This is a genomic window from Rhizobium sp. P2_G9 (assembly GCF_056403475.1).
The window spans coordinates 1-20,248 of sequence record NZ_JBFUFK010000049.1; the positions used below are offsets into that span (position 1 = coordinate 1).

21 protein-coding genes are annotated in these 20,248 nt (G+C 61.0%); 10 read left to right on the forward strand and 11 right to left on the reverse strand.

Going from position 1 to position 20,248, the window contains the following annotated elements; all coding sequences use genetic code 11:
* From plsX to AC1DYF_RS31895, 3 genes are all read right to left on the reverse strand, one after another.
* The coding region (gene plsX, locus AC1DYF_RS31885; RefSeq protein ID WP_477881802.1) for a phosphate acyltransferase PlsX at positions 1-980 on the reverse strand (980 nt) is incomplete at its 3' end.
* Positions 981-1,119: 139 nt separating this feature from the next.
* Entirely contained in the window at positions 1,120-1,686 is a 567-nt protein-coding gene (locus AC1DYF_RS31890; RefSeq protein WP_477881804.1) for a YceD family protein, read from the reverse strand.
* A complete protein-coding gene (locus AC1DYF_RS31895; RefSeq protein WP_477881806.1) occupies positions 1,683-2,234 on the reverse strand; it encodes a ubiquinol-cytochrome C chaperone family protein in 552 nt (183 codons plus the stop codon). The genes AC1DYF_RS31890 and AC1DYF_RS31895 overlap by 4 nt, the downstream gene beginning before the upstream one ends.
* A 199-nt stretch (positions 2,235-2,433) precedes the next feature.
* Between AC1DYF_RS31895 and AC1DYF_RS31900 the strand changes: the two genes are divergently transcribed.
* Entirely contained in the window at positions 2,434-2,946 is a 513-nt protein-coding gene (locus AC1DYF_RS31900) for an outer membrane protein assembly factor BamE (RefSeq protein ID WP_477881893.1), read from the forward strand.
* Between the two features lie 188 nt (positions 2,947-3,134).
* Here AC1DYF_RS31900 and AC1DYF_RS31905 read toward each other — a convergent pair whose 3' ends face one another.
* The 4 genes from AC1DYF_RS31905 to AC1DYF_RS31920 form a co-directional block, all read right to left on the reverse strand.
* On the reverse strand, positions 3,135-5,282 hold the full coding sequence (locus tag AC1DYF_RS31905; protein WP_477881807.1) for a sodium-translocating pyrophosphatase: 2,148 nt from the start codon (positions 5,280-5,282) through the stop codon (positions 3,135-3,137).
* 179 nt (positions 5,283-5,461) lie between these two features.
* Positions 5,462-6,688 (reverse strand): MFS transporter, encoded by a 1,227-nt coding sequence (locus AC1DYF_RS31910; RefSeq protein ID WP_477881808.1) that lies wholly within the window; start codon positions 6,686-6,688, stop codon positions 5,462-5,464.
* A gap of 12 nt (positions 6,689-6,700) precedes the next feature.
* Complete coding sequence (nusB, locus tag AC1DYF_RS31915; protein WP_477881809.1) at positions 6,701-7,177, reverse strand: transcription antitermination factor NusB; 477 nt, start codon at positions 7,175-7,177, stop codon at positions 6,701-6,703.
* 1 nt (position 7,178) lies between these two features.
* Positions 7,179-7,637: a 6,7-dimethyl-8-ribityllumazine synthase gene (locus tag AC1DYF_RS31920; RefSeq protein ID WP_477881810.1), complete on the reverse strand. Its 459-nt coding sequence runs from the start codon at positions 7,635-7,637 to the stop codon at positions 7,179-7,181.
* A gap of 242 nt (positions 7,638-7,879) precedes the next feature.
* Here AC1DYF_RS31920 and AC1DYF_RS31925 point away from each other — a divergent pair, with 242 nt between their 5' ends.
* Both AC1DYF_RS31925 and AC1DYF_RS31930 read left to right on the forward strand, forming a co-directional pair.
* Positions 7,880-8,149 (forward strand): hypothetical protein, encoded by a 270-nt coding sequence (locus tag AC1DYF_RS31925; RefSeq protein WP_477881812.1) that lies wholly within the window; start codon positions 7,880-7,882, stop codon positions 8,147-8,149.
* A gap of 179 nt (positions 8,150-8,328) precedes the next feature.
* A complete protein-coding gene (locus AC1DYF_RS31930) occupies positions 8,329-9,246 on the forward strand; it encodes a S66 peptidase family protein (RefSeq protein WP_477881813.1) in 918 nt (305 codons plus the stop codon).
* A 396-nt stretch (positions 9,247-9,642) separates the two neighbouring features.
* Here AC1DYF_RS31930 and AC1DYF_RS31935 read toward each other — a convergent pair whose 3' ends face one another.
* Genes AC1DYF_RS31935 through nrdR form a run of 3 tightly spaced genes read right to left on the reverse strand, consistent with a single transcriptional unit; the run spans position 9,643 to position 11,875 of the window.
* Positions 9,643-10,248 (reverse strand): riboflavin synthase, encoded by a 606-nt coding sequence (locus AC1DYF_RS31935; RefSeq protein ID WP_477881815.1) that lies wholly within the window; start codon positions 10,246-10,248, stop codon positions 9,643-9,645.
* Positions 10,249-10,258: 10 nt separating this feature from the next.
* Positions 10,259-11,374 (reverse strand): bifunctional diaminohydroxyphosphoribosylaminopyrimidine deaminase/5-amino-6-(5-phosphoribosylamino)uracil reductase RibD, encoded by a 1,116-nt coding sequence (gene ribD / locus AC1DYF_RS31940; protein WP_477881816.1) that lies wholly within the window; start codon positions 11,372-11,374, stop codon positions 10,259-10,261.
* Positions 11,375-11,395: 21 nt separating this feature from the next.
* Positions 11,396-11,875: a transcriptional regulator NrdR gene (gene nrdR / locus AC1DYF_RS31945; RefSeq protein ID WP_477881817.1), complete on the reverse strand. Its 480-nt coding sequence runs from the start codon at positions 11,873-11,875 to the stop codon at positions 11,396-11,398.
* Positions 11,876-12,217: 342 nt separating this feature from the next.
* Here nrdR and AC1DYF_RS31950 point away from each other — a divergent pair, with 342 nt between their 5' ends.
* From AC1DYF_RS31950 to AC1DYF_RS31975, 6 genes are all read left to right on the forward strand, one after another.
* A complete protein-coding gene (locus tag AC1DYF_RS31950) occupies positions 12,218-12,994 on the forward strand; it encodes an amino acid ABC transporter substrate-binding protein (protein WP_477881818.1) in 777 nt (258 codons plus the stop codon).
* 87 nt (positions 12,995-13,081) lie between these two features.
* Complete coding sequence (locus tag AC1DYF_RS31955; protein WP_477881819.1) at positions 13,082-13,762, forward strand: amino acid ABC transporter permease; 681 nt, start codon at positions 13,082-13,084, stop codon at positions 13,760-13,762.
* On the forward strand, positions 13,759-14,520 hold the full coding sequence (locus AC1DYF_RS31960) for an amino acid ABC transporter ATP-binding protein (RefSeq protein WP_477881820.1): 762 nt from the start codon (positions 13,759-13,761) through the stop codon (positions 14,518-14,520). Before AC1DYF_RS31955 ends, AC1DYF_RS31960 begins: the two co-directional genes overlap by 4 nt.
* Positions 14,521-14,568: 48 nt before the next feature.
* A complete protein-coding gene (locus AC1DYF_RS31965; protein WP_477881821.1) occupies positions 14,569-15,060 on the forward strand; it encodes a GAF domain-containing protein in 492 nt (163 codons plus the stop codon).
* A gap of 404 nt (positions 15,061-15,464) precedes the next feature.
* A complete protein-coding gene (locus AC1DYF_RS31970; RefSeq protein WP_477881822.1) occupies positions 15,465-16,976 on the forward strand; it encodes a sensor histidine kinase in 1,512 nt (503 codons plus the stop codon).
* The gene (locus AC1DYF_RS31975) at positions 16,973-17,317 is read left to right on the forward strand and encodes a response regulator (protein WP_477881824.1); all 345 of its coding nucleotides are present in this window, start codon (positions 16,973-16,975) and stop codon (positions 17,315-17,317) included. Before AC1DYF_RS31970 ends, AC1DYF_RS31975 begins: the two co-directional genes overlap by 4 nt.
* Positions 17,318-17,429: 112 nt before the next feature.
* Here AC1DYF_RS31975 and glyA read toward each other — a convergent pair whose 3' ends face one another.
* A complete protein-coding gene (glyA, locus tag AC1DYF_RS31980; RefSeq protein WP_477881825.1) occupies positions 17,430-18,719 on the reverse strand; it encodes a serine hydroxymethyltransferase in 1,290 nt (429 codons plus the stop codon).
* 221 nt (positions 18,720-18,940) lie between these two features.
* Here glyA and AC1DYF_RS31985 point away from each other — a divergent pair, with 221 nt between their 5' ends.
* Positions 18,941-20,248: a glycosyltransferase gene (locus tag AC1DYF_RS31985; protein WP_477881826.1), complete on the forward strand. Its 1,308-nt coding sequence runs from the start codon at positions 18,941-18,943 to the stop codon at positions 20,246-20,248.

Here is a 20,248-nt window from a genome sequence, read left to right on the forward strand (position 1 = left end):
GTTGCGGACCATGTGTTGCGGACCATGTCATAGCCGACCTTGATGGCCGCCGCATAGCCCTCGCCATCCGTTCCGCCATGACTTTTTATGACAACGCCGTTCAATCCGAGAAACACGCCGCCATTGACCTTGCGCGGGTCCATCTTCTCACGCACCCGGTCGAAAGCGCTCTTGGCGAGCAGATAGCCGAGCTTGGCCATCCAGGTCCGCTCGATTGCCATGCGCAGGAAATCGGCGATCTGGCGGGCAGTGCCCTCTGCAGCCTTGAGCGCGATATTGCCGGTGAAGCCTTCGGTGACCACGACATCGACCGTGCCCTTGCCGATATCGTCGCCCTCGACGAAGCCGCGATAATCGATCGTATCGAGATCGGCCTCGCGCAATAGCCGGCCGGCCTCCTTGACCTCTTCCTGGCCCTTGATCTCTTCGACGCCGACATTGAGCAGACCGACGGTCGGTCGGCGGATTTCGAACAGCGCCCGCGCCATGGCGCCGCCCATCAGCGCGAAATCGAGAAGCTGCTGCGAATCGGCGCCGATCGTGGCACCGATGTCGAGGACGATGCTCTCGCCCCGCATTGTCGGCCAAATGCCCGCAATCGCCGGCCTTTCGACATTTGCCATCGTGCGCAGACAGAATTTCGACATTGCCATCAGAGCGCCGGTATTGCCCGCGGACACCGCGACATCGGCTTCACCGAGCTTCACCGCTTCGATCGCCTTCCACATCGACGACGAATAGCGACCGCGCCGGAGCGCCTGGCTCGGCTTCTCATCCATGCGCACTGCGATGTCGCAATGATGGAAGGCCGCATTGGCCTTGAGCTTCGGATAGCGTTCGAGGATCGGGCGGCAGACACTTTCCTGGCCATAGAGGATGAATTGAATGTCGGGCTGCCGGACCAAAGCCGTCGCGGCTCCCGCCAGACTGACTTCCGGCCCGAAATCGCCGCCCATAGCGTCGAGAGAGATTCTGATCACGCGTCCCTAGTCCTTGTCGTTTCGCGCCTTTGGCGGCGTCTTTGCTTGGGTCCTTGCCGGCCGGTCACTGCTTATAGGGCGAGTTGCCACAATTTTGTGGCAAACCTGCCCAGATCGGCAAAATCTGTCGGACTGGCGCTCATTTATCGATTTTCAGGTTCTTGAGCACGGCAAATGGCGAGGGTTTCGCCTCCGTTCCAGCGGAATTTTCGATGTGTGGTTCAAATTCGACACCCATCTTGCGCGGATAGGGATCAATGCCCATGGCGGCAAACTCGGCGACGACCGCGCCGATATCGATCGTGTCGCCAGCAAACATCTCCGGCAGGTCCGGCCCATCAGGATCGATGATCATCTCACCCTGGTCATTGGCAGGCATTCGGGCGAGCGCCGAGCCTTCCGGCACGAAGATCTGGTCCATCTCCTCATCGATATCCGACTCGACCGGATCGAGCGTGACAACGCAGGCCTGGGTGACATGCGCATGAATGGTGCCGAAAACCTTGACGCCGTCCTTCTTCCAGCGGCGTATCTTGAGTTCGGCGCGCAACGCTTCGACACTCTGCACCTTCCAGAGCACGGCAAGCGCCTTGAGCTCACGCGCATCAGCTTCGACATGCACCTCGATCGGATTATGCGAAACGTGGCCCACCTTGACCTGGTAGGAAAACGGCGGCCTCTCGCCTGTATTTTCATGGCGCATCATCGCTCGCCTCCATCGTCCATCACCGGAATCTCCGCTTCCCCGCGCTCCAGGGCCTCGGTGCTCACCTCTGCAAGCGCCGCTGCAGCGCGCATCATATAGCGTGCAAGCACCGCCATAGAAAGTTCGGCATCCTGGCTTTGCGGGTAAAAATTGCGCTTCAGCGCCGCCGCAAGGGCGACCTCGTCGCCGGCATCGAGCGCCTTGCCGTAGGAATCGACGCGTCCATAGAACATCGACGCCAGCTTCTTCATGCGTTTTGGCACGCCCTGGTCGCCGATGCCCAGCTCGCGAATCGAATGATCGAGGTCCAGGAAGAAGGCGTCGACGATCTCCTGGGCGATGTCCTTGATCGCGGCGCCTTCGCTATTGGTGCGGCGGAAATAGAGAATCATGATGACGGAGAGCATTTCGAACCGGCCCATGACGGTGTCGGGGACATCGGCGCTCAGATAAAACGCTTTCTGACGCGCCGCTGTTGTCAAAATGCCATACTGTCGGTCGATAATCGCGCGATTGGCGTTATTTCGCCGAAAGAAGCCCAATATCATCAATTTGCCCTGATTTGCCTTTGTGAAAGTCGACACAGAGGCAAGCGCCGTGTTGCATCCTGCCAAAAGCTGGTTTACCGAAGCAGGCACGAATTGCAATGGCGTTGGCGCATCTGGTGCAAACCGTCCCGGCATCCCGGCCGGCGCGGATGGACGGGGCGATGGCCAGGAGCCATAGACTGTGGAGATGTCGTTGAGAATGCAATTTCACGGGCACCGCGCCAAAGCTGCGCATGGCGTTTTCCTGGCGATGGCGCTGGCCGCGACGACGCTTTCCGGTTGCTCGTCGTTCGGTGAAACGATCCAGAACGGCTATGTCGTCGACCAGCAGACGCTGGCGCTTGTGCCTGCGGGATCGAGCAAGGAGCAGGTTTACCTCTCGCTCGGCACGCCTTCGGCGACCGCAACTTTCGACAACGAGGTCTTCTACTATATCTCGCAGAAGCGCTACCGCGCGATCGCCTTCATGAAGCCGCGGCTTGAAGAGCAGACGGTGCTGGCCGTCTATTTCACCAAGGACGGCACTGTCGACCATCTGGCGCATTATTCGCTGAAGGATGGCCGGGTCATCGACATGCTGACCATGACCACACCGACCGGTGGAGTCGAAAAGACCTTCCTGATGCGTCTGCTCTCCGGCGGCATCAATCCGGCCGACGCAGCGCAGCAACTGCTCGGACACGTGCCCAGCACCTTGGGCCAGCACTATTGATTTGAACGGAGCCGTTTGGCTCCCGCATTCTTCGCAGATGTAGAAAAAGCCGCATCCGGTCACCCCGATGCGGCTTTCGATTTTTACGGCATATGAGCCGAAACTGGTCCTTTGTTTCAGGATAGTGATATCCGCAGAAACAGAAGATAAAGCGCGTCACTTTGTGCGACGCGCTTTATTTGATCGGCTCAGGCCAGAACGGCGAGCAGCAGCAGCGCCACGATATTGGTGATCTTGATCGCCGGGTTGACGGCGGGGCCGGCAGTGTCCTTGTAGGGGTCGCCCACGGTGTCGCCAGTGACCGAGGCCTTGTGCGCATCCGAACCCTTCATGTGGCGGACGCCGTCCTTGTCGACGAAGCCGTCCTCGAAGCTTTTCTTGGCATTGTCCCAGGCGCCGCCGCCGGAGGTCATCGAGATCGCCACGAACAGACCGTTGACGATCACACCGAGCAGAGAGGCGCCAAGTGCGGCGAAAGCCGAGGCCTTGGAGCCGGAGAGCAAAAGCACGCCGAAATAGACGACCAGCGGCGCCAGCACCGGCAGCAGCGACGGCACGATCATTTCGCGAATCGCCGCCCGGGTCAGCAGGTCGACGGCGCGGCCATAATCGGGCCGTTCCGTACCTTCCATAATGCCGGGCTTCTCGCGGAACTGCCTACGCACTTCCTCGACGATCGAGCCGGCGGCGCGGCCGACGGCAGTCATGGCAATGCCACCAAAGAGATAGGGGATGAGGCCACCGAAGATCAGGCCGGCGACGACATAGGGGTTGGAGAGGTCGAAGGAGATTTCGCCGATGCCCTTGAAGTAGGGGTAGAGGGTCGAACCTGCCTTGTTGGCCTCGGTGGCAAAGAAATGCAGGTCGTTGGAATAGGCGGCGAACAGGACCAGTGCGCCAAGGCCGGCCGAGCCGATCGCATAGCCCTTGGTCACCGCCTTGGTGGTGTTGCCGACAGCGTCGAGCGCGTCGGTGGACTTGCGCACTTCCGGCGGCAGATGCGACATTTCGGCGATGCCGCCGGCATTGTCGGTGACCGGGCCGAAGGCGTCGAGCGCCACGATCATGCCGGCAAGGCCGAGCATGGCGGTAACGGCGATGCCGGTGCCGAACAGGCCGGCGAGCTGGTAGGTGGCGATGATGCCGCCGACGATGACGATGGCCGGCAGCGCCGTCGATTCGAGCGAGACAGCCAGACCCTGGATAACGTTGGTGCCGTGGCCGGTAACGGAGGCCTGGGCGATCGACACAACCGGCCGCTTGCCGGTGCCGGTATAGTATTCGGTGATCACCACGATGAGCGCCGTGACGATCAGGCCGACCAGTGCGCAAAGGAACAGATTGGTGCCGTTGACCGTCGTGCCGGCAGCGCCGACCGGACCCCAACCGACCGTCAGCCAGGTGGCGAGCGCGACAGCGACGATCGAGAGAACGCCGGTGACGATCAGGCCCTTGTAGAGCGCGCCCATGATGTCGTTGCTCGGGCCGAGCTTGACGAAGAAGGTGCCGATGATCGAGGTGATGATCGAGCCGCCGCAGATCGCCAGCGGATAGAGCATGGCGCTTTCGAGGATCGGCGTACCGGCAAAGAAAATCGACGCCAGAACCATGGTGGCAACGACGGTCACGGCGTAGGTTTCGAACAGGTCGGCGGCCATGCCGGCGCAGTCGCCGACATTATCGCCGACATTGTCGGCGATCGTGGCCGGGTTGCGCGGGTCGTCTTCCGGAATGCCGGCCTCGACCTTGCCGACCAGGTCACCACCGACGTCGGCGCCCTTGGTGAAGATGCCGCCGCCGAGACGGGCAAAGATCGAGATCAGCGAGGCGCCGAAACCGAGCGCCACCAGCGCGTCGATGACTTCACGGCTGCCTTGCTGCATGCCGACAATGTGGGTGAGGATGAAATAGTAGACGGAGACGCCGAGCAGCGCCAGGCCGGCGACCAGCATGCCGGTGATGGCGCCCGACTTGAAGGCGATTTCAAGACCTTCCGCAAGCCCCTTCGATGAGGCCTGGGCGGTGCGGACATTGGCGCGGACCGAGACATGCATGCCGATGAAGCCAGCCGCGCCCGACAGTACGGCGCCGATCAGGAAGCCGAAAGCCGCTGCAGCGGAAAGGAGCGCGAATACGAGAATGAAAACCACAACGCCGACAATGCCGATCGTCGTATACTGGCGCGTCAGATAGGCCTGCGCACCTTCGCGAATATAGCCAGCGATCTCCTGCATGCGGCTGTTGCCCTGGTCTGCGGCCATGACCGATTGCGTCGCCCATACAGCATAGGCGATGGACAATAGCCCGCACACGATCACGCACAACAAAATCCCCATTCCCAAATTCCTCCAATTTGACGGCGGATTGGCCATCCGCAGTTTCTGCGACAACCGGCAAACTCCCCACGCCAGTCATCCGGATTCACAAATCGCGTGGACATTGATGGGTGGCGTCCGCCACGTCAAGTCTCCGCCGCCAGGTTTGGATCGGTCGGGTCAAATAATTCAGTTGAATATTAAACTTCTTCGGAGCGTGGTTCGGAATGGTTCAAAAAGAACAAGAGGACGAGGCCGAGTATAGCGAGCGGCCAGACCGGCAGAATCATCGCATCCCAGCCGAAGCGGCTGAAAATCTGGCCGGAAGCGAAAGACGAGAGCGCCACGGTGGAGAACAGGATGATGTCGTGAAAACCCTGCACCTTGTCTGCCTCGTCGGGCCTGTAGCTCCGGGCGACGATCGAGGTGCCGCCGATGAAGCCGAAATTCCAGCCGGCGCCGAGCAGCGTCAACGCCCCCCAGAAATTCCACAGCTGGACGCCCATATGGGCGATCACGGCGCAGATCATCAGGATAGCGAGGCCGGTCGCCACGATTCGTTCCGCCCCGAACCGGCGGATCAGCCGCCCGGTGAAGAAACTTGGAGCAAACATGGCGAGCACGTGGAACTGGATGCCGAGCGTCGATTGACCGTCCGAGAAGCCGCAGCCGACGACCATGGCGAGCGGTGCGCCAGTCATCATGAAGGTCATCAGCGCATAGGACGCGATGCCGCAATACATGCCAGTGAGGAAGCGGCGGCGGAAGACGATTTCCGAAAGCGGCCGCGATGGCGCATGAGTATCTGCATGTGCGCGCGTCAAGGCCGGCAGTTTCAGGAAGGACAGAATCAGGGCGCCCGCTATGCTCATCGGCGCGAAGGCGACGAAGGGGCCGACAAAGGCGATCGGTGCGAAGAGGTCGCGCGCATGGATCGCAATCTGCGGGCCAAGCACCGCGGAGACGATGCCGCCGGCGAGGATCCAGGAGATCGCCGTACCCTTGTAGAAGGATGGTGACGCGTCGGCAGCCGCAAAGCGGAATTTCTGGGTGAAGCCAGCGGCGACGCCGGTCAGCATCAGGCTTGCCACGAAGAGCCAGAAATTGCCCCGATAAATGCCGATCGACGCCAGCAGGCCGCCGATACCCAGGAGCAATGCCCCGAAGATGAAGGAGGGGCGCCGCGACAGGTAGCGGGACAGCATGGCGACCAGGACGGTACCGGCTGCCGTACCGACATTGAATCCCGTCAGCGGTGCGGTCGCCAACGACTTGTCGGCGCCGAGCATCTGATAGGCGGCGAGCCCGCCGACGGCGAAGGTGATGGAAGGCGCCGCACCGAGTATTGCCTGCGCCGCGGCCAGCAGCGCGACGTTGCGGTGCGCGGAACGGATCTCCGTCTCCAGTCCTTCGACAGAGGCCGTCACGCCGTCACCCGATCACTTCTTGCCGCGCAGCTTGCGGGCGACGCTGTCGAGCACGGCATTGACGAGTTTCGGCTCTTCCTCATCGAAAAAGGCATGAGCGATCTCGACATATTCGCTGACGATGACGGCGGTCGGCACGTCCTTGCGCTCGATGATCTCGAAGGTGCCGGCGCGCAGGATGGCGCGCAGCGTCGCATCGAGCCGGGAGAGCGGCCAGCCTTCGAGGAGCGAATCGGCGATGATCGGGTCGAGCGCCCGCTGGTCACGCACCACGCCGGAGACGATCGACCGGAACCAGGACGGATCGGCCTTCAGATATTGCTGGCCGTCGATCTCCTGGCCGAGGCGGAAATTCTCGTACTCATTGACGATCTCAAGCACGCCGGTGCCGGAGAGTTCCATCTGGTAGAGCGCCTGCACGGCGGCGAGGCGCGCGGCACCCCGCTGGTTTGCCTGCTTCACGTCCTGCTTTTCGGCTTCGTCGGACATTTCAGGCGCCAAGCTTCTTCTTGAGGGCAATCATGGTCAGCGCCGCGCGCGCGGCAAAGCCGCCCTTGTCGAGTTCGCTGCGTTTTGCGCGACGCCAGCCCTGTTCGTCGTTTTCGACGGTCAGAATGCCATTGCCGATCGGCATCGATTCCGACACGGCCAGATCCATCAGCGCACGTGCCGATTCATTGGCGACGACGTCGAAATGGTAGGTCTCGCCGCGGATGATCATGCCGAGCGCGACGAAGCCGTCATATTCGGTGCCGTCCTCATCTGCGGCGTCGAGCGCCATGGAGATTGCCGGCGGGATTTCGAGCGCGCCGGGCACGGTGATGACGTCATAGGTGGCTCCGGCCGCCTTCAGCGCCTCGGTGGCGCCTTCCAGCAAAGCATCCGCCATGTCGTCGTAGAAACGCGCCTCGACGATCAACAGATGCGGTTTGTTCTTCTTCTTGGCCATGTTTTCCTCGGAAAATGTGCAAATCGGCGCCCGGCCGTCGTTTGGCCCCGGTCAAACCACGGACGATGCGCCTTGGCAAGGGGTTTTTCGCCTATCCAGCCCCCCGGAAAATGCATCCGCGTCACACTTGGCAAAGAATGCTTCACACCATAATGATATGACAGAAACGGAGCTTCTCAAATCGGCTTCGCGTACCTACATGAAGTCCGTCAAGACTCGGCATGTTGAAAAGGAATCAGACGATGAACCGCCTTACCACCGCGACACTTTTTGCAGCTCTCGCAGCTGGCACGCTCGCGGGTGCCGCTCATGCCCAGTCGACGACCAGCGACCCGCTGGGCATCAACGCCACCGACGACCCGACGACGGCGCGTCTGAACGGTCAGCTGCAGGGCGGCACCAACAGTGGGCTCGGCATGATGCCTGATTCTTACCGTAACGAGGACACGGTGAGTGGCTGGTCGTTGGAAAATGGCGACATCATTTTCCACAAGAAGGGCGATCTGAAATAAGCCGGCCTCGCCCAGAGCGACCATGAAAGATAAAGCCGGCCTCGATGCCGGCTTTTTGCTGCCGTCGTGATGCAGAATGTATGGACGAAACGGATGCCGGTTGCCTGCACGAGCAAATGGTCCGGTTTCTTCATTGAAATGACACGGGCTCCTTTGATGCCGAGGATCGATATCGATGATTGCGGGCGGAGGTTGATATTCCCAATCCGTTGTTTCCGCCGAAGCTCCGGCCCGGCGACAAGGTTCGATTCGTCTCGCCCGCCAGCACACCCGGCGAGGACGCCGTGTTTGCCCGCATCAGTGTCCTGGAAACCTGGGGCCTGAAGGTCGACATAGGCCGGCATGCCTCCAACAGGCTCGGATATCTGGCCGGCACAGATGCGGAGCGATTGGAGGATCTCAACGCGGCATTTCGCGATCCGGAGGTCAGGGCCGTTTTCGCCACGCAAGGCGGCAAGGGTTCTTATCGCATCGCCGACCGGCTCGATTTCCCCGCTATCGTGCGCGACCCCAAATATCTCATCGGTTTCAGTGATATCACGGCACTGCATCTGATGCTCTGCAGCGCCAGCGGCCTGGTCGGCATTCACGGCGCACTGGTGGATGTCGATGACGACAGCGCGGTCGCTACGCTGCGCGACGCACTCATGTCGCCGGACTTTGCAACAGTGGCGTGGCGGCGCGACGAGCCGACATCGGCGCTGACGACCGAAGGTTCCGCCGCCGGCCGCCTGATTGGCGGCAATCTCGACATGGTCTCTACGATGGCGGGATGGGGTCTGCCGTCGATGGAAGGCGCAATCCTCTTCATCGAGGCGACGAACATGTATATCGGCCAGGTGGACCGGCAACTGACGGCATTGCGCAAAGGCGGCCATCTCCGCGGCCTGACGGGCGTGGCGCTCGGACAGTTCACTGGATTCGAGCTTAACAAGCGCTATTCGGTGATCGATGTGCTGCGCGAACACATGACTGAACTCGGCGTCCCCGTGCTCGGCGGTCTGCCGCTCGGTCACGGCAGTTCGCCGATGGTTGTTCCGATCGGAGCGCGTGCGAGGATCGACACAGCAAAAGGCACTTTGTCCTTCGGTTGCTGACACGTCTCACCCGCGGCATCGGTGCGGCATTTTGGTGCGCCCCACAAGCTGCCGCAATCCTGCCGCATGACGACATCTTCGCGGCAGCGCAACATGAAAAAACTTTAATTCTTTTCAGTGCCTTATTGCATTGAAACGGCCGTATTCGGCGTCCAGATCTTGGTTTGCAAGCGCGACGATGGACCGGACCGATCGATCCACGCCGCAGGTGGTGACAGGACCAAGGAGCAAAGCCATGAACCGCTTCATTGTCATCAGCCGCGCAACTACGCCCGTCGCCGCCAAGACCGCCATGGATGGCGGCATGACCCTCTACGTCCGTTGAACCTCGTGCCCCCGGAGTTCATCGGCGACTAGCGAGATGGGCCGGTTGACCTCCCCGGCCCACCTCGTTGCCTATTTGAACTCCGCAAGCCGCGCCGCGTAGCGCGCCATCGTATCGATTTCCAGATTGACCTTGTCGCCGGTTCTGCGCTCGCCCCAGGTGGTCACTTCCTGTGTGTGGCGAATGATCAGCACGTCGAAATCCGTTCCATCGACCTTGTTGACCGTTAGCGACGTGCCGTCGAGCGCCACGGATCCTTTCGGCGCGATGAATTTGGCGAATTCCCGCGGCGCCCGAAGGGTGAAGCGGGTCGCGTCGCCCTCCTCATCGACCTTGACGATCTCCGCCATGCCATCGACATGGCCCGAAACGATATGGCCGCCCAACTCGTCGCCGACCTTCAGCGCTCGTTCGAGATTGAGCCGCGCGCCCTCGGTCCAGGCGCCTGCCGTGGTCAGGCGCAGCGCTTCTTCCCATGCCTCGACTTCGTGCCAGCGCTGGTTTGATCCTTCTTCGGCCAGCGCCGTCACCGTCAGGCAAACGCCGGCATGGGAAATCGATGCGCCGATGGCGATCGTCTGCGGATCATAGCCGGAGGACATACGCAGCCGGATGCCTTCATTGAGCGGCGTGATCTTCTCGACCGTGCCGATATCGGTGACGATGCCAGTGAACATGACTTATCCCTCATTCTCCATTCGATCGATGGATATAGTCGTCCATGGCATCGTCGCCAAGGCACTCGTGCCTGCGAACGGCAAATCCATCAGCTACGCTCTGTTGCGAAACCGGCGACGGTATTCCTCCCTCTCCAACCACGACAGGCGAGGAGAAGAGCAGGATGCGGTCGACGAGTTGTTCGTTGACAAAACGGTTCGCCGTTTGAGCACCGCCCTCCACGATCAGCGACGACAGACCTCGAGCTGCCAGCGCCTCGAGCAAAACAGCAAGTTCTGCCTCGACAATTATTTCCGCACCGGCAGCTTCCAGCGCCTGCTGACGGCCTGCATCGGCTTCCGGCTCGGCAACGACGAGAAGCGGATGCCCGTCGTGGATCGTGCGGACGAGCTTTGATGTCAGCGGCAGGTCGAGCCGCTTGTCGAGCACGATTCTCAGCGGCGATCGGTCCTCCAAACCTGGTRGGCGGCAGGTCAGTGCAGGATCATCGGTCAAAGCCGTGCCGAGGCCGACGAGGATCGCGTCGCTTTCCGCGCGCAGGATATGCGATTGCGCTCGCGCACCCTTGCCGGTGATCGGGAATTGGGAGACACCCTGCTTGCCCATCATGCCGTCAGCGGAAGTCGCAAGCTTCAGAATCACTTGCGGCCGCTTCCTGCGCTGCCGATTCAAATAGGCTTCAAGTTGTTCTTCAGCTTGCTCGCGCAACACATCAGCAACGACCTCGATGCCGGCGTCGGCCAGCATTTTCAGCCCCCTGCCCGAAACCCGTTCATCCGGATCTGTCAGCGCCACGACCACACGCGCCACACCATAAGCAATCAGGGCCTCGGCGCAGGGGGGCGTCTTGCCATGGTGGGAACAGGGCTCCAGTGTCACATAGGCCGTGGCGCCGCGCGCCGCTTCGCCTGCCTCAGCCAACGCCTGGGGTTCGGCGTGCGGCCGGCCGGAAAGTGCGGTGACCCCGCGGCCGACGATGACGCCGTCCCTGACGATCAGGCAGCCGACCGACGGGTTGGAGCCCGTCTGCCCCAGATGCCAGCGCGACAGGCGGATGGCCGCCGCCATGAAGCGCTCATCCAGGCGGTGTTGCTCTGCGTCACGTGTGTGCTGGTCCATGTCCATTCGGCGCCGCCGGGAAAGACCTCAGCGCTCCTCGATCGGGTCGCGGGCGATCTTTGCCGAGATTTGCTTTATCGCCTCGGAAAAGTCCTCGATATGGGTGAAGTCGCGATAGACCGAGGCGTAGCGGACGAAGGCGACGTCATCGAGGTTCTTCAGCGCTTCAAGCACCTGCGTGCCGATCTCGGTCGAGCTGATTTCCGTCTCGCCCGAGCTTTCGAGCCGGCGGATGATGCCGGACACGGCGCGCTCGATCCGGTCGCGGTCGATCGGCCGCTTTCGCAGCGCAATCTCGAAGGACTTCACCAGCTTGTCGCGGTCGAACGGCATCTTGCGGCCGGATTTCTTGACCACCATCAGTTCGCGCAATTGCACGCGCTCGAATGTGGTGAAGCGGCCGCCGCAATCCGGGCAGATACGCCGCCGGCGAATGGAGGAGMCATCCTCCGCGGGGCGGGAATCCTTGACCTGTGTATCTTCGGAATTGCAAAACGGGCAGCGCATGGAGAACCTTATCGGGGAGAAATCACTCCGGCGTTCAAATAGCGTCCGGCGACAGGCGGGACAAGGGGTATAGCCAAGCCGGGAGCAAAGGTCCCTCTGAAAACCAGGAAGAGAGACTGCCAACAGGTTCCGAGCACCGTTTTAGTCGCATTGGCGGCTTGGTTCGCCGCCTAAAATATGAGCTATCGCCTTATAAGTGGTCAAAATTTTCGTCGCGATCGCGGAACCGCGGAAAACCTTCGCGGTTTTGTCTCGAATTTAAAGTTCTGTTCGCTTCCGGCAGAGGCGCCCTGTGCGATTGTCCCATTGCTCCCAAGCAGATCACAGAATTGGAAAAACATCATGAAATGGATCAAGACTCTCCTCGCCGCCGCGGCTCTCGCCCAGATCGTTTCGGCTGGTGCCGCACTTGCAGGCTCCAACCTTGAAGACATCAAGTCGGCCGGCACTCTCAAGGTCGGCACCGAGGGCACCTATGCACCCTTCACCTATCATGATGCCTCCGGCGCACTGGTTGGTTTCGATGTCGAGATTGCCCAGGCGATTGCCAAAAAGATCGGCGTCAAGGCGGAATTCGTCGAAGGCAAGTGGGATGGCCTGATCGCGGGCCTCGATGCCAAGCGCTATGACACCGTCATCAACGAGGTCGGCATTACCGACGCACGCAAGAAGAAGTATGACTTCTCCGAGCCCTATATCGCCTCGAAGGCGGTGCTGATCGTCAAGAGCGACAATGATGGCATCAAGACCTTCGCCGATCTCAAGGGCAAGAAGTCGGCGCAGTCGCTGACCAGCAATTTCGGCAAGCTGGCCGAATCCTCCGGCGCCGAGCTCGTCGGCACGGACGGCTTCGACCAGTCGATCCAACTGGTGCTGACCGGCCGCGCCGACGCCACCATCAATGACAGCCTGTCCTTTCTCGACTTCAAGAAGCACAAGCCGGATGCGCCGGTGAAGATCGTGGCACAGGAAGCCAATGCCGACTATTCCGGCGTGATCATCCGCAAGGGCGAGCCGGAGCTACTGGCGGCGGTCAACAAGGCCCTGGCGGACATCAAGGCCGACGGCACCTATGACGCAATCTCGAAGAAGTATTTCGGCGCGGACGTTTCGAAATAATTTCCGGCGATTTCACCGTTCGACACAAGGCACTATAGTTCGATCCGCTCCGGGTGCCGGAGCGGATTTTCGTTCAAGGGGTCCGATTTGCCTTCCTGGCTTCAACTCATGCTGGATTCGCTCCAGCCTCTGCTCTGGGCAGGGCTGATCTTCACCATACCGCTGACGCTCTTGTCCTTCGCGCTGGGGCTGACGCTCGGGCTGGTCGTGGCTGTGGTTCGGCTATTCGGGCCCAAACCGCTGGTCGTCATCGTCCGGTTCTACGTCTGGGTGATCCGCGGCACGCCGTTGCTCGTGCAGCTCTTCGTCATCTTCTACGGCCTGCCGAGCCTCGGCATCCTCCTCGACGCCTTCCCCGCGGCGCTGATCGGCTTCACGCTCAATATCGGCGCCTATACGTCCGAAATCATCCGCGCCGTGATTTCCTCGGTCCCGCGCGGGCAATGGGAAGCGGCCTATTCCATCGGCATGAGCTGGAGCCAGGCCATGCGCCGCACCATCCTGCCGCAAGCGACCCGCGTCGCGGTGCCGCCGCTCTCCAACACCTTCATTTCGCTGGTCAAGGATACGTCGCTCGCCGCCGCCATCACGGTGCCGGAACTGTTCCAGACGGCGCAACGCATCGTCGCCACTACCTATGAGCCTCTTATCCTCTATATCGAAGCGGCGCTGATCTATCTTGCCATGAGTTCGGTGCTTTCAGCGCTGCAGGTGCGGCTCGAGCGCCGCTTCGCCCGCTATGGCGGCTTCCTGGAGGCGCGGACATGATCGAGCTCTCCCATATCGAAAAGCGCTTCGGCGACAATATCGTCTTGAAGGATATCAGCGTCCGGATCTCAGAAGGCACGGTGACGGCGCTTGTCGGCCCCTCGGGCGGCGGCAAGAGCACGCTGCTGCGCTGCATCAACCTCCTGGAAATACCGACCTCGGGCGACATCCGGTTGGGCGAGGAAAACATCCACTTCCAGCCGGGCAAAAAGGTCGGCTGGGATGCGATCCAGCACCTGCGCCGGCAGACGGGCATGGTGTTTCAGAGTTTTCAGCTCTTTCCGCACCAGACCGCTATCGAGAATGTCATGGAAGGGTTGGTGACAGTGCTGAAATGGCCGAAAGCGAAAGCCCGAGCGCATGCGCTCGAACTGCTGCAGAAAGTCGGCATGGCCCACAAGGCCGATGCCTGGCCGGCCACGCTTTCGGGCGGCCAGCAACAACGCGTCGCCATCGCCCGGGCATTGGCGCCATCGCCACGCGTGCTGCTTTGCGACGAGCCGACCTCGGCGCTTGATCCCGAACTCGCAGAGGAAGTTGTCGAGGTGCTAAGCCGGCTTGCCCGTGAAGGCACGACGATGATCATGGCGACGCATGACCTGCGGCTCGCGTCTCGCGTGGCCGAGCAGGTCCTGTTCCTCGACGGCGGTTTGGTTGTCGAAAGCGGTCCGCCAAAGGCGATCTTCCAGTCGCCGGAGCGGGAGCGAACGAAAAGATTCATTGCCTCGCTGAATGCGGGGCATAGTTACGATATCTGAGCCCTGTTGTCAGATTTTGAATGCCAGCGCAGAGGACGCTTTTCCGACATGCATAGTGTTGCCGCCATCAACTCATCCGACAAGACGACGTTCTACGCTGAACTTGCCCAACAACTGGCAGCCGTACTCGAAGGCGAGCGCGATCCGATTGCCAATGCGGCTAATCTTTCGGCGCTTGTGTTCGATCAGGCTCCGGATCTCAACTGGGCAGGTTTCTATTTCCTGAAAACGCCGCAGGAACTGGTGCTTGGCCCGTTCCAGGGTAAGGTAGCCTGCGTCCGCATCGCGGTTGGCAAAGGCGTCTGCGGCAGCTCGGTGGCGGAGAAAAGGACGATGCTGGTCCCGGATGTCCATGCTTTTCCGGGCCATATCGCCTGTGACGCCAATTCCCGCTCTGAGCTCGTCGTGCCGCTGATCGCTAATGGCCGGGTCATCGGTGTACTCGATCTCGACAGCCCCTTGCCGGGCCGGTTCGACACCGCGGACCAAGCGGGCTTCGAACGCCTTGCCGAGATCTATGTCGGCGCGAGCGATGTCTGACCCTCACCTGTCGTTCTACTCGAATTTGGCAGGTCCTGGCCTCAAACTTCACCGCACCGTATGCGCATTGCGCCGTATGCTTTTTGGCCAGATCATGTAACTTCAGCTTAGAAAACCGGGGGATATCCGGAACGTGCCGGAGAGCGGCGGAGCGCAAAGGCATGTCAACTGAATTGCACTGCGCCATTGCAATGTTACTTTTCGTTGCATGAAATAATCCGCCCGAAAACCAAGTCGCCAGCCACGGCATTGCGTCTCGGTTCGGCGGAACAAATCCGTGTCTCAATAATTATAGGTGCTGGGGAGTTTCATTCTTGAAGAATGGAAAACACACCTTGACTGCATGATTTGCTCATCGGTCCCCGTCGCGGCCAAGCAAGGTAACGAGTAAACAGGGGACGTACATGTTGCAGGGCGATCTTCATGGCGGTGATCCCTTCCGATTTCTTGGCCATAACGGCGATGTTGCCCGCCTGATCCGGAATTTCGACTGGGCATCGACGCCTCTCGGCCCCGTGCAAAGCTGGCCGCCATCCCTCAAAACTGCCACCGCTCTGCTGCTTCATTCTCCCGTGCCGATCGTCATGCTCTGGGGTGAGACCGGCGTGATGATCTACAACGACGCCTATTCGGTTTTCGCCGGCCATCGCCACCCGGCGCTGCTTGGTTCCAATGTGCGCGAAGGCTGGGCGGAGGTCGCGGACTTCAACGACAACGTCATGAAAGTCGGCCTCTCCGGTGGCACGCTTGCCTATCGCGACCAGGAACTTACCCTGCACAGAAAAGGCTATCCGGAGCAGGTCTGGATGAACCTCGATTACTCCCCGGTTCTTGATGAAAACGGCAAGCCGGCAGGCGTGATCGCCATCGTCGTCGAGACGACCGAACGCGTGCTGGCAGAGAGGCGCAACAAGGAAGAGTTTCAGCGTCTGCAGAACATGTTTTCGCAGGCCCCGACCTTCATGGCCGTGCTCGGTGGGCCGGAACACTGCTTCGAACTGGTGAACCCCGAATATCGTAAGCTGATCGGCAATCGCCTGGTCGACGGAAAAACCATTGCCGAAGGGTTGCCGGAAGTCGTCGAGCAGGGTTTTGTCACGCTGCTCGACCAGGTGTTCCAGACGGGTGAAGCGATTGCCAGAACATCCGAGCGCATCCTGTTGAGATGGACCGACGAAGGTCCTCTCGAAGAGCGCTTCGTCGATTTCGTCTATCAGCCGATCCGCGATGAAAAGGCAACGGTGACTCATATCTTCGTGCAAGGATACGATGTGACCGAGCGGRTCCGCGCCGAAAACCATCAGAAACTGTTGATCAACGAACTCAATCACCGCGTCAAGAACACGCTGGCGTCGATCCAGGCTATCGTCTCGCAAACGTTGAGAGGCGTGCAGACCACGGAGGAGGCATCGAAGGCGATCTCCTCACGCATCCAGGCGCTCTCGACCGCGCACAATGTGTTGACGAACGAGAATTGGGATGGCGCCGACCTGCGCACCATGGTGGAGCATTCGCTGGAGGCGTTCCAGCATGCCGGGCGCGCGGCGATCCATATTTCAGGTCCGAAATTGCGCGTCGGTCCCCACGCCGCTCTTTCCATCGGGCTGGCAATGCATGAGCTTGCGACCAATGCCGCAAAATACGGAAGTCTCTCCAGTCCAACGGGAGTCGTCGACGTAAACTGGTCGGTTGGATCCGGCGACGTCTTCAAACTTGCCTGGATGGAAACCGGAGGCCCAACCGTCGTTACAACAGATCGGACAGGCTTTGGCTCCAGGTTGATCCTTCATGTGCTRCCGAAGGAACTGCAAGGAACCGCCGAGATCGACTATCGTTGCACTGGCGTGGTCTTCAGCCTGACCACGACGCTTGAGGCCGTCAGCGACAAGCCGCGCCGATCAGAGGATAAATTTTGAGAATACTTGTCGTCGAAGACGAGATGCTCGTCGCCATGCTGATCGAAGACGCGGTCACCGATCTCGGACATCAGGTGGTCGGGCCTGCGATGCGGCTGGACGCGGCACTGGCGGCGGCCGGCGAGGAAGACTTCGATTTTGCCATTCTCGACATCAACCTTGCGGGCAAGCAATCATTTCCCGTGGCGGATCGACTGATCGAGCGCGGCATTCCGTTCATGTTCGCCAGCGGATATGGCCTTGCCGGCCTGGTCGACCCCTATCGCAGTGCGCCGGTGCTGCAGAAGCCGTTCGAGGTCGACCAGATCGCGAAAATGCTGCTGCGGGTGCCGGCACGATAGCGGACTTGCGGCACGGGGGCTCAAGCGCAACCGAACAACAAGGCTACCTAAAGAAAGAACCCTCTCCATCGCTGGAGAAGGTCCCAAGGATCGGCCCAAAAGCCAATCAAGCTTACATATAGCCGTACATCGGGAAGCGGCCGGTCATCGCCACGACCTTGTCGCGCACCTTGGCTTCCGTGGCGGCATTGCCCTCATCCGAATTGGCTTCGCGCAGGCCGTCCAGCACTTCGACGATCAGGTTGCCGATCTCGGTGAACTCGGCTTCCTTGAAGCCGCGCGTCGTGCCGGCCGGGGCGCCGAGGCGGACGCCGGAGGTGACGAAGGGCTTTTCCGGGTCGAAGGGAATGCCGTTCTTGTTGCAGGTGATGTAGGCGCGGCCGAGCGCGGTTTCGGCGCGCTTGCCGGTGGCGTTCTTCTTGCGCAGGTCGACCAGCATCAGGTGGTTGTCGGTGCCGCCGGAGACGACGTCGAGACCGTTCTTGATCAGCGAGGCAGACAGCGCCTTGGCGTTCTTGACGATCTGGGCGGCGTATTCCTTGAATTCCGGCTGCAGCGCTTCGCCGAGGGCGACGGCCTTGGCGGCGATGACATGCATCAGCGGGCCACCCTGCAGACCGGGGAACACGGCCGAGTTCATTTTCTTGGCCAAATCCTCATCATTGGTGAGGATCATGCCACCGCGCGGGCCGCGCAGCGACTTATGCGTCGTCGTCGTGGCGACATGGCAATGCGGGAACGGCGACGGATGCTGGCCACCGGCGACGAGGCCGGCGATGTGAGCCATGTCGACCATCAGATAGGCGCCGACGGAATCGGCGATCTCGCGGAAAGCCTTCCAATCCCAGATACGGGAATAGGCGGTGCCGCCGGCGATGATCAGCTTCGGCTTGGTCTGTTCGGCCTTCTTGCGGACATCGTCCATATCGAGCAGGTGGTCCTCCTCGCGCACGCCGTAGGAAACGACGTTGAACCACTTGCCGGACATGTTGACCGGCGAACCATGGGTCAGGTGGCCACCTGAATTGAGGTCGAGCCCCATGAACGTGTCGCCGGGCTGCAGCAGCGCCAGGAACACGGCCTGGTTCATCTGCGAGCCGGAATTCGGCTGGACATTGGCGAAATTGACGCCGAACAGTTTTTTCGCGCGCTCGATGGCGAGTTCCTCGGCGATATCGACGAACTGGCAGCCGCCGTAATAGCGCTTGCCCGGATAGCCCTCGGCATATTTGTTGGTCATGATCGAGCCCTGCGCCTCGAGCACGGCGCGGGAGACGATGTTTTCGGAGGCGATCAGCTCGATCTCATGGCGCTGGCGGCCGAGTTCCTTGGTGATGGCGCCAAAAATGTCAGGATCGGTATCGGCAAGCGTGCGGGTGAAGAAGGTATCGGTGGCGCTCATGGGCTCATCTCTCCGGGAACCAGGAATGTGAGCGGTCTTAGCGGCAGACGGGCGGAGGAGCAAGACGATTTGCGCCGACGAATGTGACGCCTGCGGCACGGCGGCGTTCTTGGCGAGCCCGCTCGCCGCCGCATGTGGCGATTTCGCCGCAGCTTGACACCTGGCGGAAACTGGCAAAGATGGCGCCACCTGAATCGAGAGCCACACCGAAAGAGCCTGACTTGTCTTCCAAAACCGTCGAGCTCTTTTATTTCGACGCCGGCGGCGGCCACCGCAACGCGATGAATGTCCTGTCGCGGCAATTGAGCGTGCAGCACCCGGACTGGCTGATCATTCCCGTCGACCTGCAGAAGCTGCTTGAGCCGATCGACCCCGTCTACCGGATGACGCTGAAGCTGACTGGATCGCTGAAGCGGTTCCTGGCGCCAAGATTTGCGCTTTCGCCCATCCAGGCGCAGGATATCTACAATACGGCGCTGAAGCGCGGGGCGACGCGGGGCATGGGCGCGATCCTGCCGATCCTGCAGGGCTTCGTGCGCCGCTATTCGCCACAGATCGAAATGCTGCTCGAAGCGCGCTGGCGCCGGCCTGAAACGCCGCGGCCGGACCTGGTGGTCTCGGTCATCCCGAATTTCAACAGTGTGATGTTCCGGGCGCTGCGCCGGTTCGACACGGCGATACCCTATCTCACCGTGATCACCGACATGGTGGATTGCCCGCCGCATTTCTGGATGGAGGACCAAGACCAGTATATGGTCTGTGGCACTGAGAAGGCGTTCGAGCAGGCCGTGGAGACCGGTTTTTACGCACCGGAGAAGATTTTCCGTGTCTCTGGCATGCTGCTGAAGGAATCCTTCTATGCCGCGCCGGCAGCGGAAGGCCTGACGCGCGCCTCACTCGGCCTCGATCCCAAGAAACCGACAGCGCTGATCATGTTCGGTGGCAATGGATCGCTGCGCTCGACGCTGGCAATCCTCTCCCAGTTCGAGCGTTCCAAGCTCGATATCCAGACGATCGTGCTCTGCGGGCACAATGCCAAGCTTGCTGCCAGCCTCCAGGGCCGCGCCAATTGTCATCCCCTCGGCTTCATCACCAATGTCGCGGACTATATCCGGCTTGCGGATTTCCTCATCGGCAAACCCGGCCCCGGCAGCATCAGCGAGGCGGTGCATCTCGGCCGGCCGGTCATCGTCGAGGGCAATGCGACGACGATGCCGCAGGAATTGCCGAACGTCAAATGGGTGCGAGACAACGATGTCGGCATCGTCGTCCGCTCCTTCCGCAAGGAGATTGTCGGCGCCGCCGAACGCATCCTTGCCGATCTCGACCGCTACAAGGCCAATATCGCCAACAACATCCCCGAAAACCGCGCCGTGTTCGAAACCGCCGAAATCATCGAAAGCGTGGCGACGGCCGTCCATCTGCCGTCGTTCGACCGGGCGGCGCGACCGCCTCTGCCGCTCAAGCCGAGCCGGCTTTCGCCACGCGCCTGGCTGCGAAAGGGCCGCACAGGCCGCTCGCGCGCCTGA

Coding starts and splice junctions, on each gene's coding strand:
- AC1DYF_RS31890 (WP_477881804.1), bottom strand. CDS start 1,686: ATGATGCGCCATGAAAATACAGGCGAGAGGCCGCCGTTTTCCTACCAG.
- AC1DYF_RS31920 (WP_477881810.1), bottom strand. CDS start 7,637: ATGGCCAAGAAGAAGAACAAACCGCATCTGTTGATCGTCGAGGCGCGT.
- AC1DYF_RS31895 (WP_477881806.1), bottom strand. CDS start 2,234: ATGATATTGGGCTTCTTTCGGCGAAATAACGCCAATCGCGCGATTATC.
- AC1DYF_RS31950 (WP_477881818.1), top strand. CDS start 12,218: ATGAAATGGATCAAGACTCTCCTCGCCGCCGCGGCTCTCGCCCAGATC.
- AC1DYF_RS31960 (WP_477881820.1), top strand. CDS start 13,759: ATGATCGAGCTCTCCCATATCGAAAAGCGCTTCGGCGACAATATCGTC.
- glyA (WP_477881825.1), bottom strand. CDS start 18,719: ATGAGCGCCACCGATACCTTCTTCACCCGCACGCTTGCCGATACCGAT.
- nusB (WP_477881809.1), bottom strand. CDS start 7,177: ATGTCCGACGAAGCCGAAAAGCAGGACGTGAAGCAGGCAAACCAGCGG.
- AC1DYF_RS31925 (WP_477881812.1), top strand. CDS start 7,880: ATGAACCGCCTTACCACCGCGACACTTTTTGCAGCTCTCGCAGCTGGC.
- AC1DYF_RS31900 (WP_477881893.1), top strand. CDS start 2,434: ATGCAATTTCACGGGCACCGCGCCAAAGCTGCGCATGGCGTTTTCCTG.
- AC1DYF_RS31905 (WP_477881807.1), bottom strand. CDS start 5,282: ATGGGGATTTTGTTGTGCGTGATCGTGTGCGGGCTATTGTCCATCGCC.
- AC1DYF_RS31935 (WP_477881815.1), bottom strand. CDS start 10,248: ATGTTCACTGGCATCGTCACCGATATCGGCACGGTCGAGAAGATCACG.
- AC1DYF_RS31965 (WP_477881821.1), top strand. CDS start 14,569: ATGCATAGTGTTGCCGCCATCAACTCATCCGACAAGACGACGTTCTAC.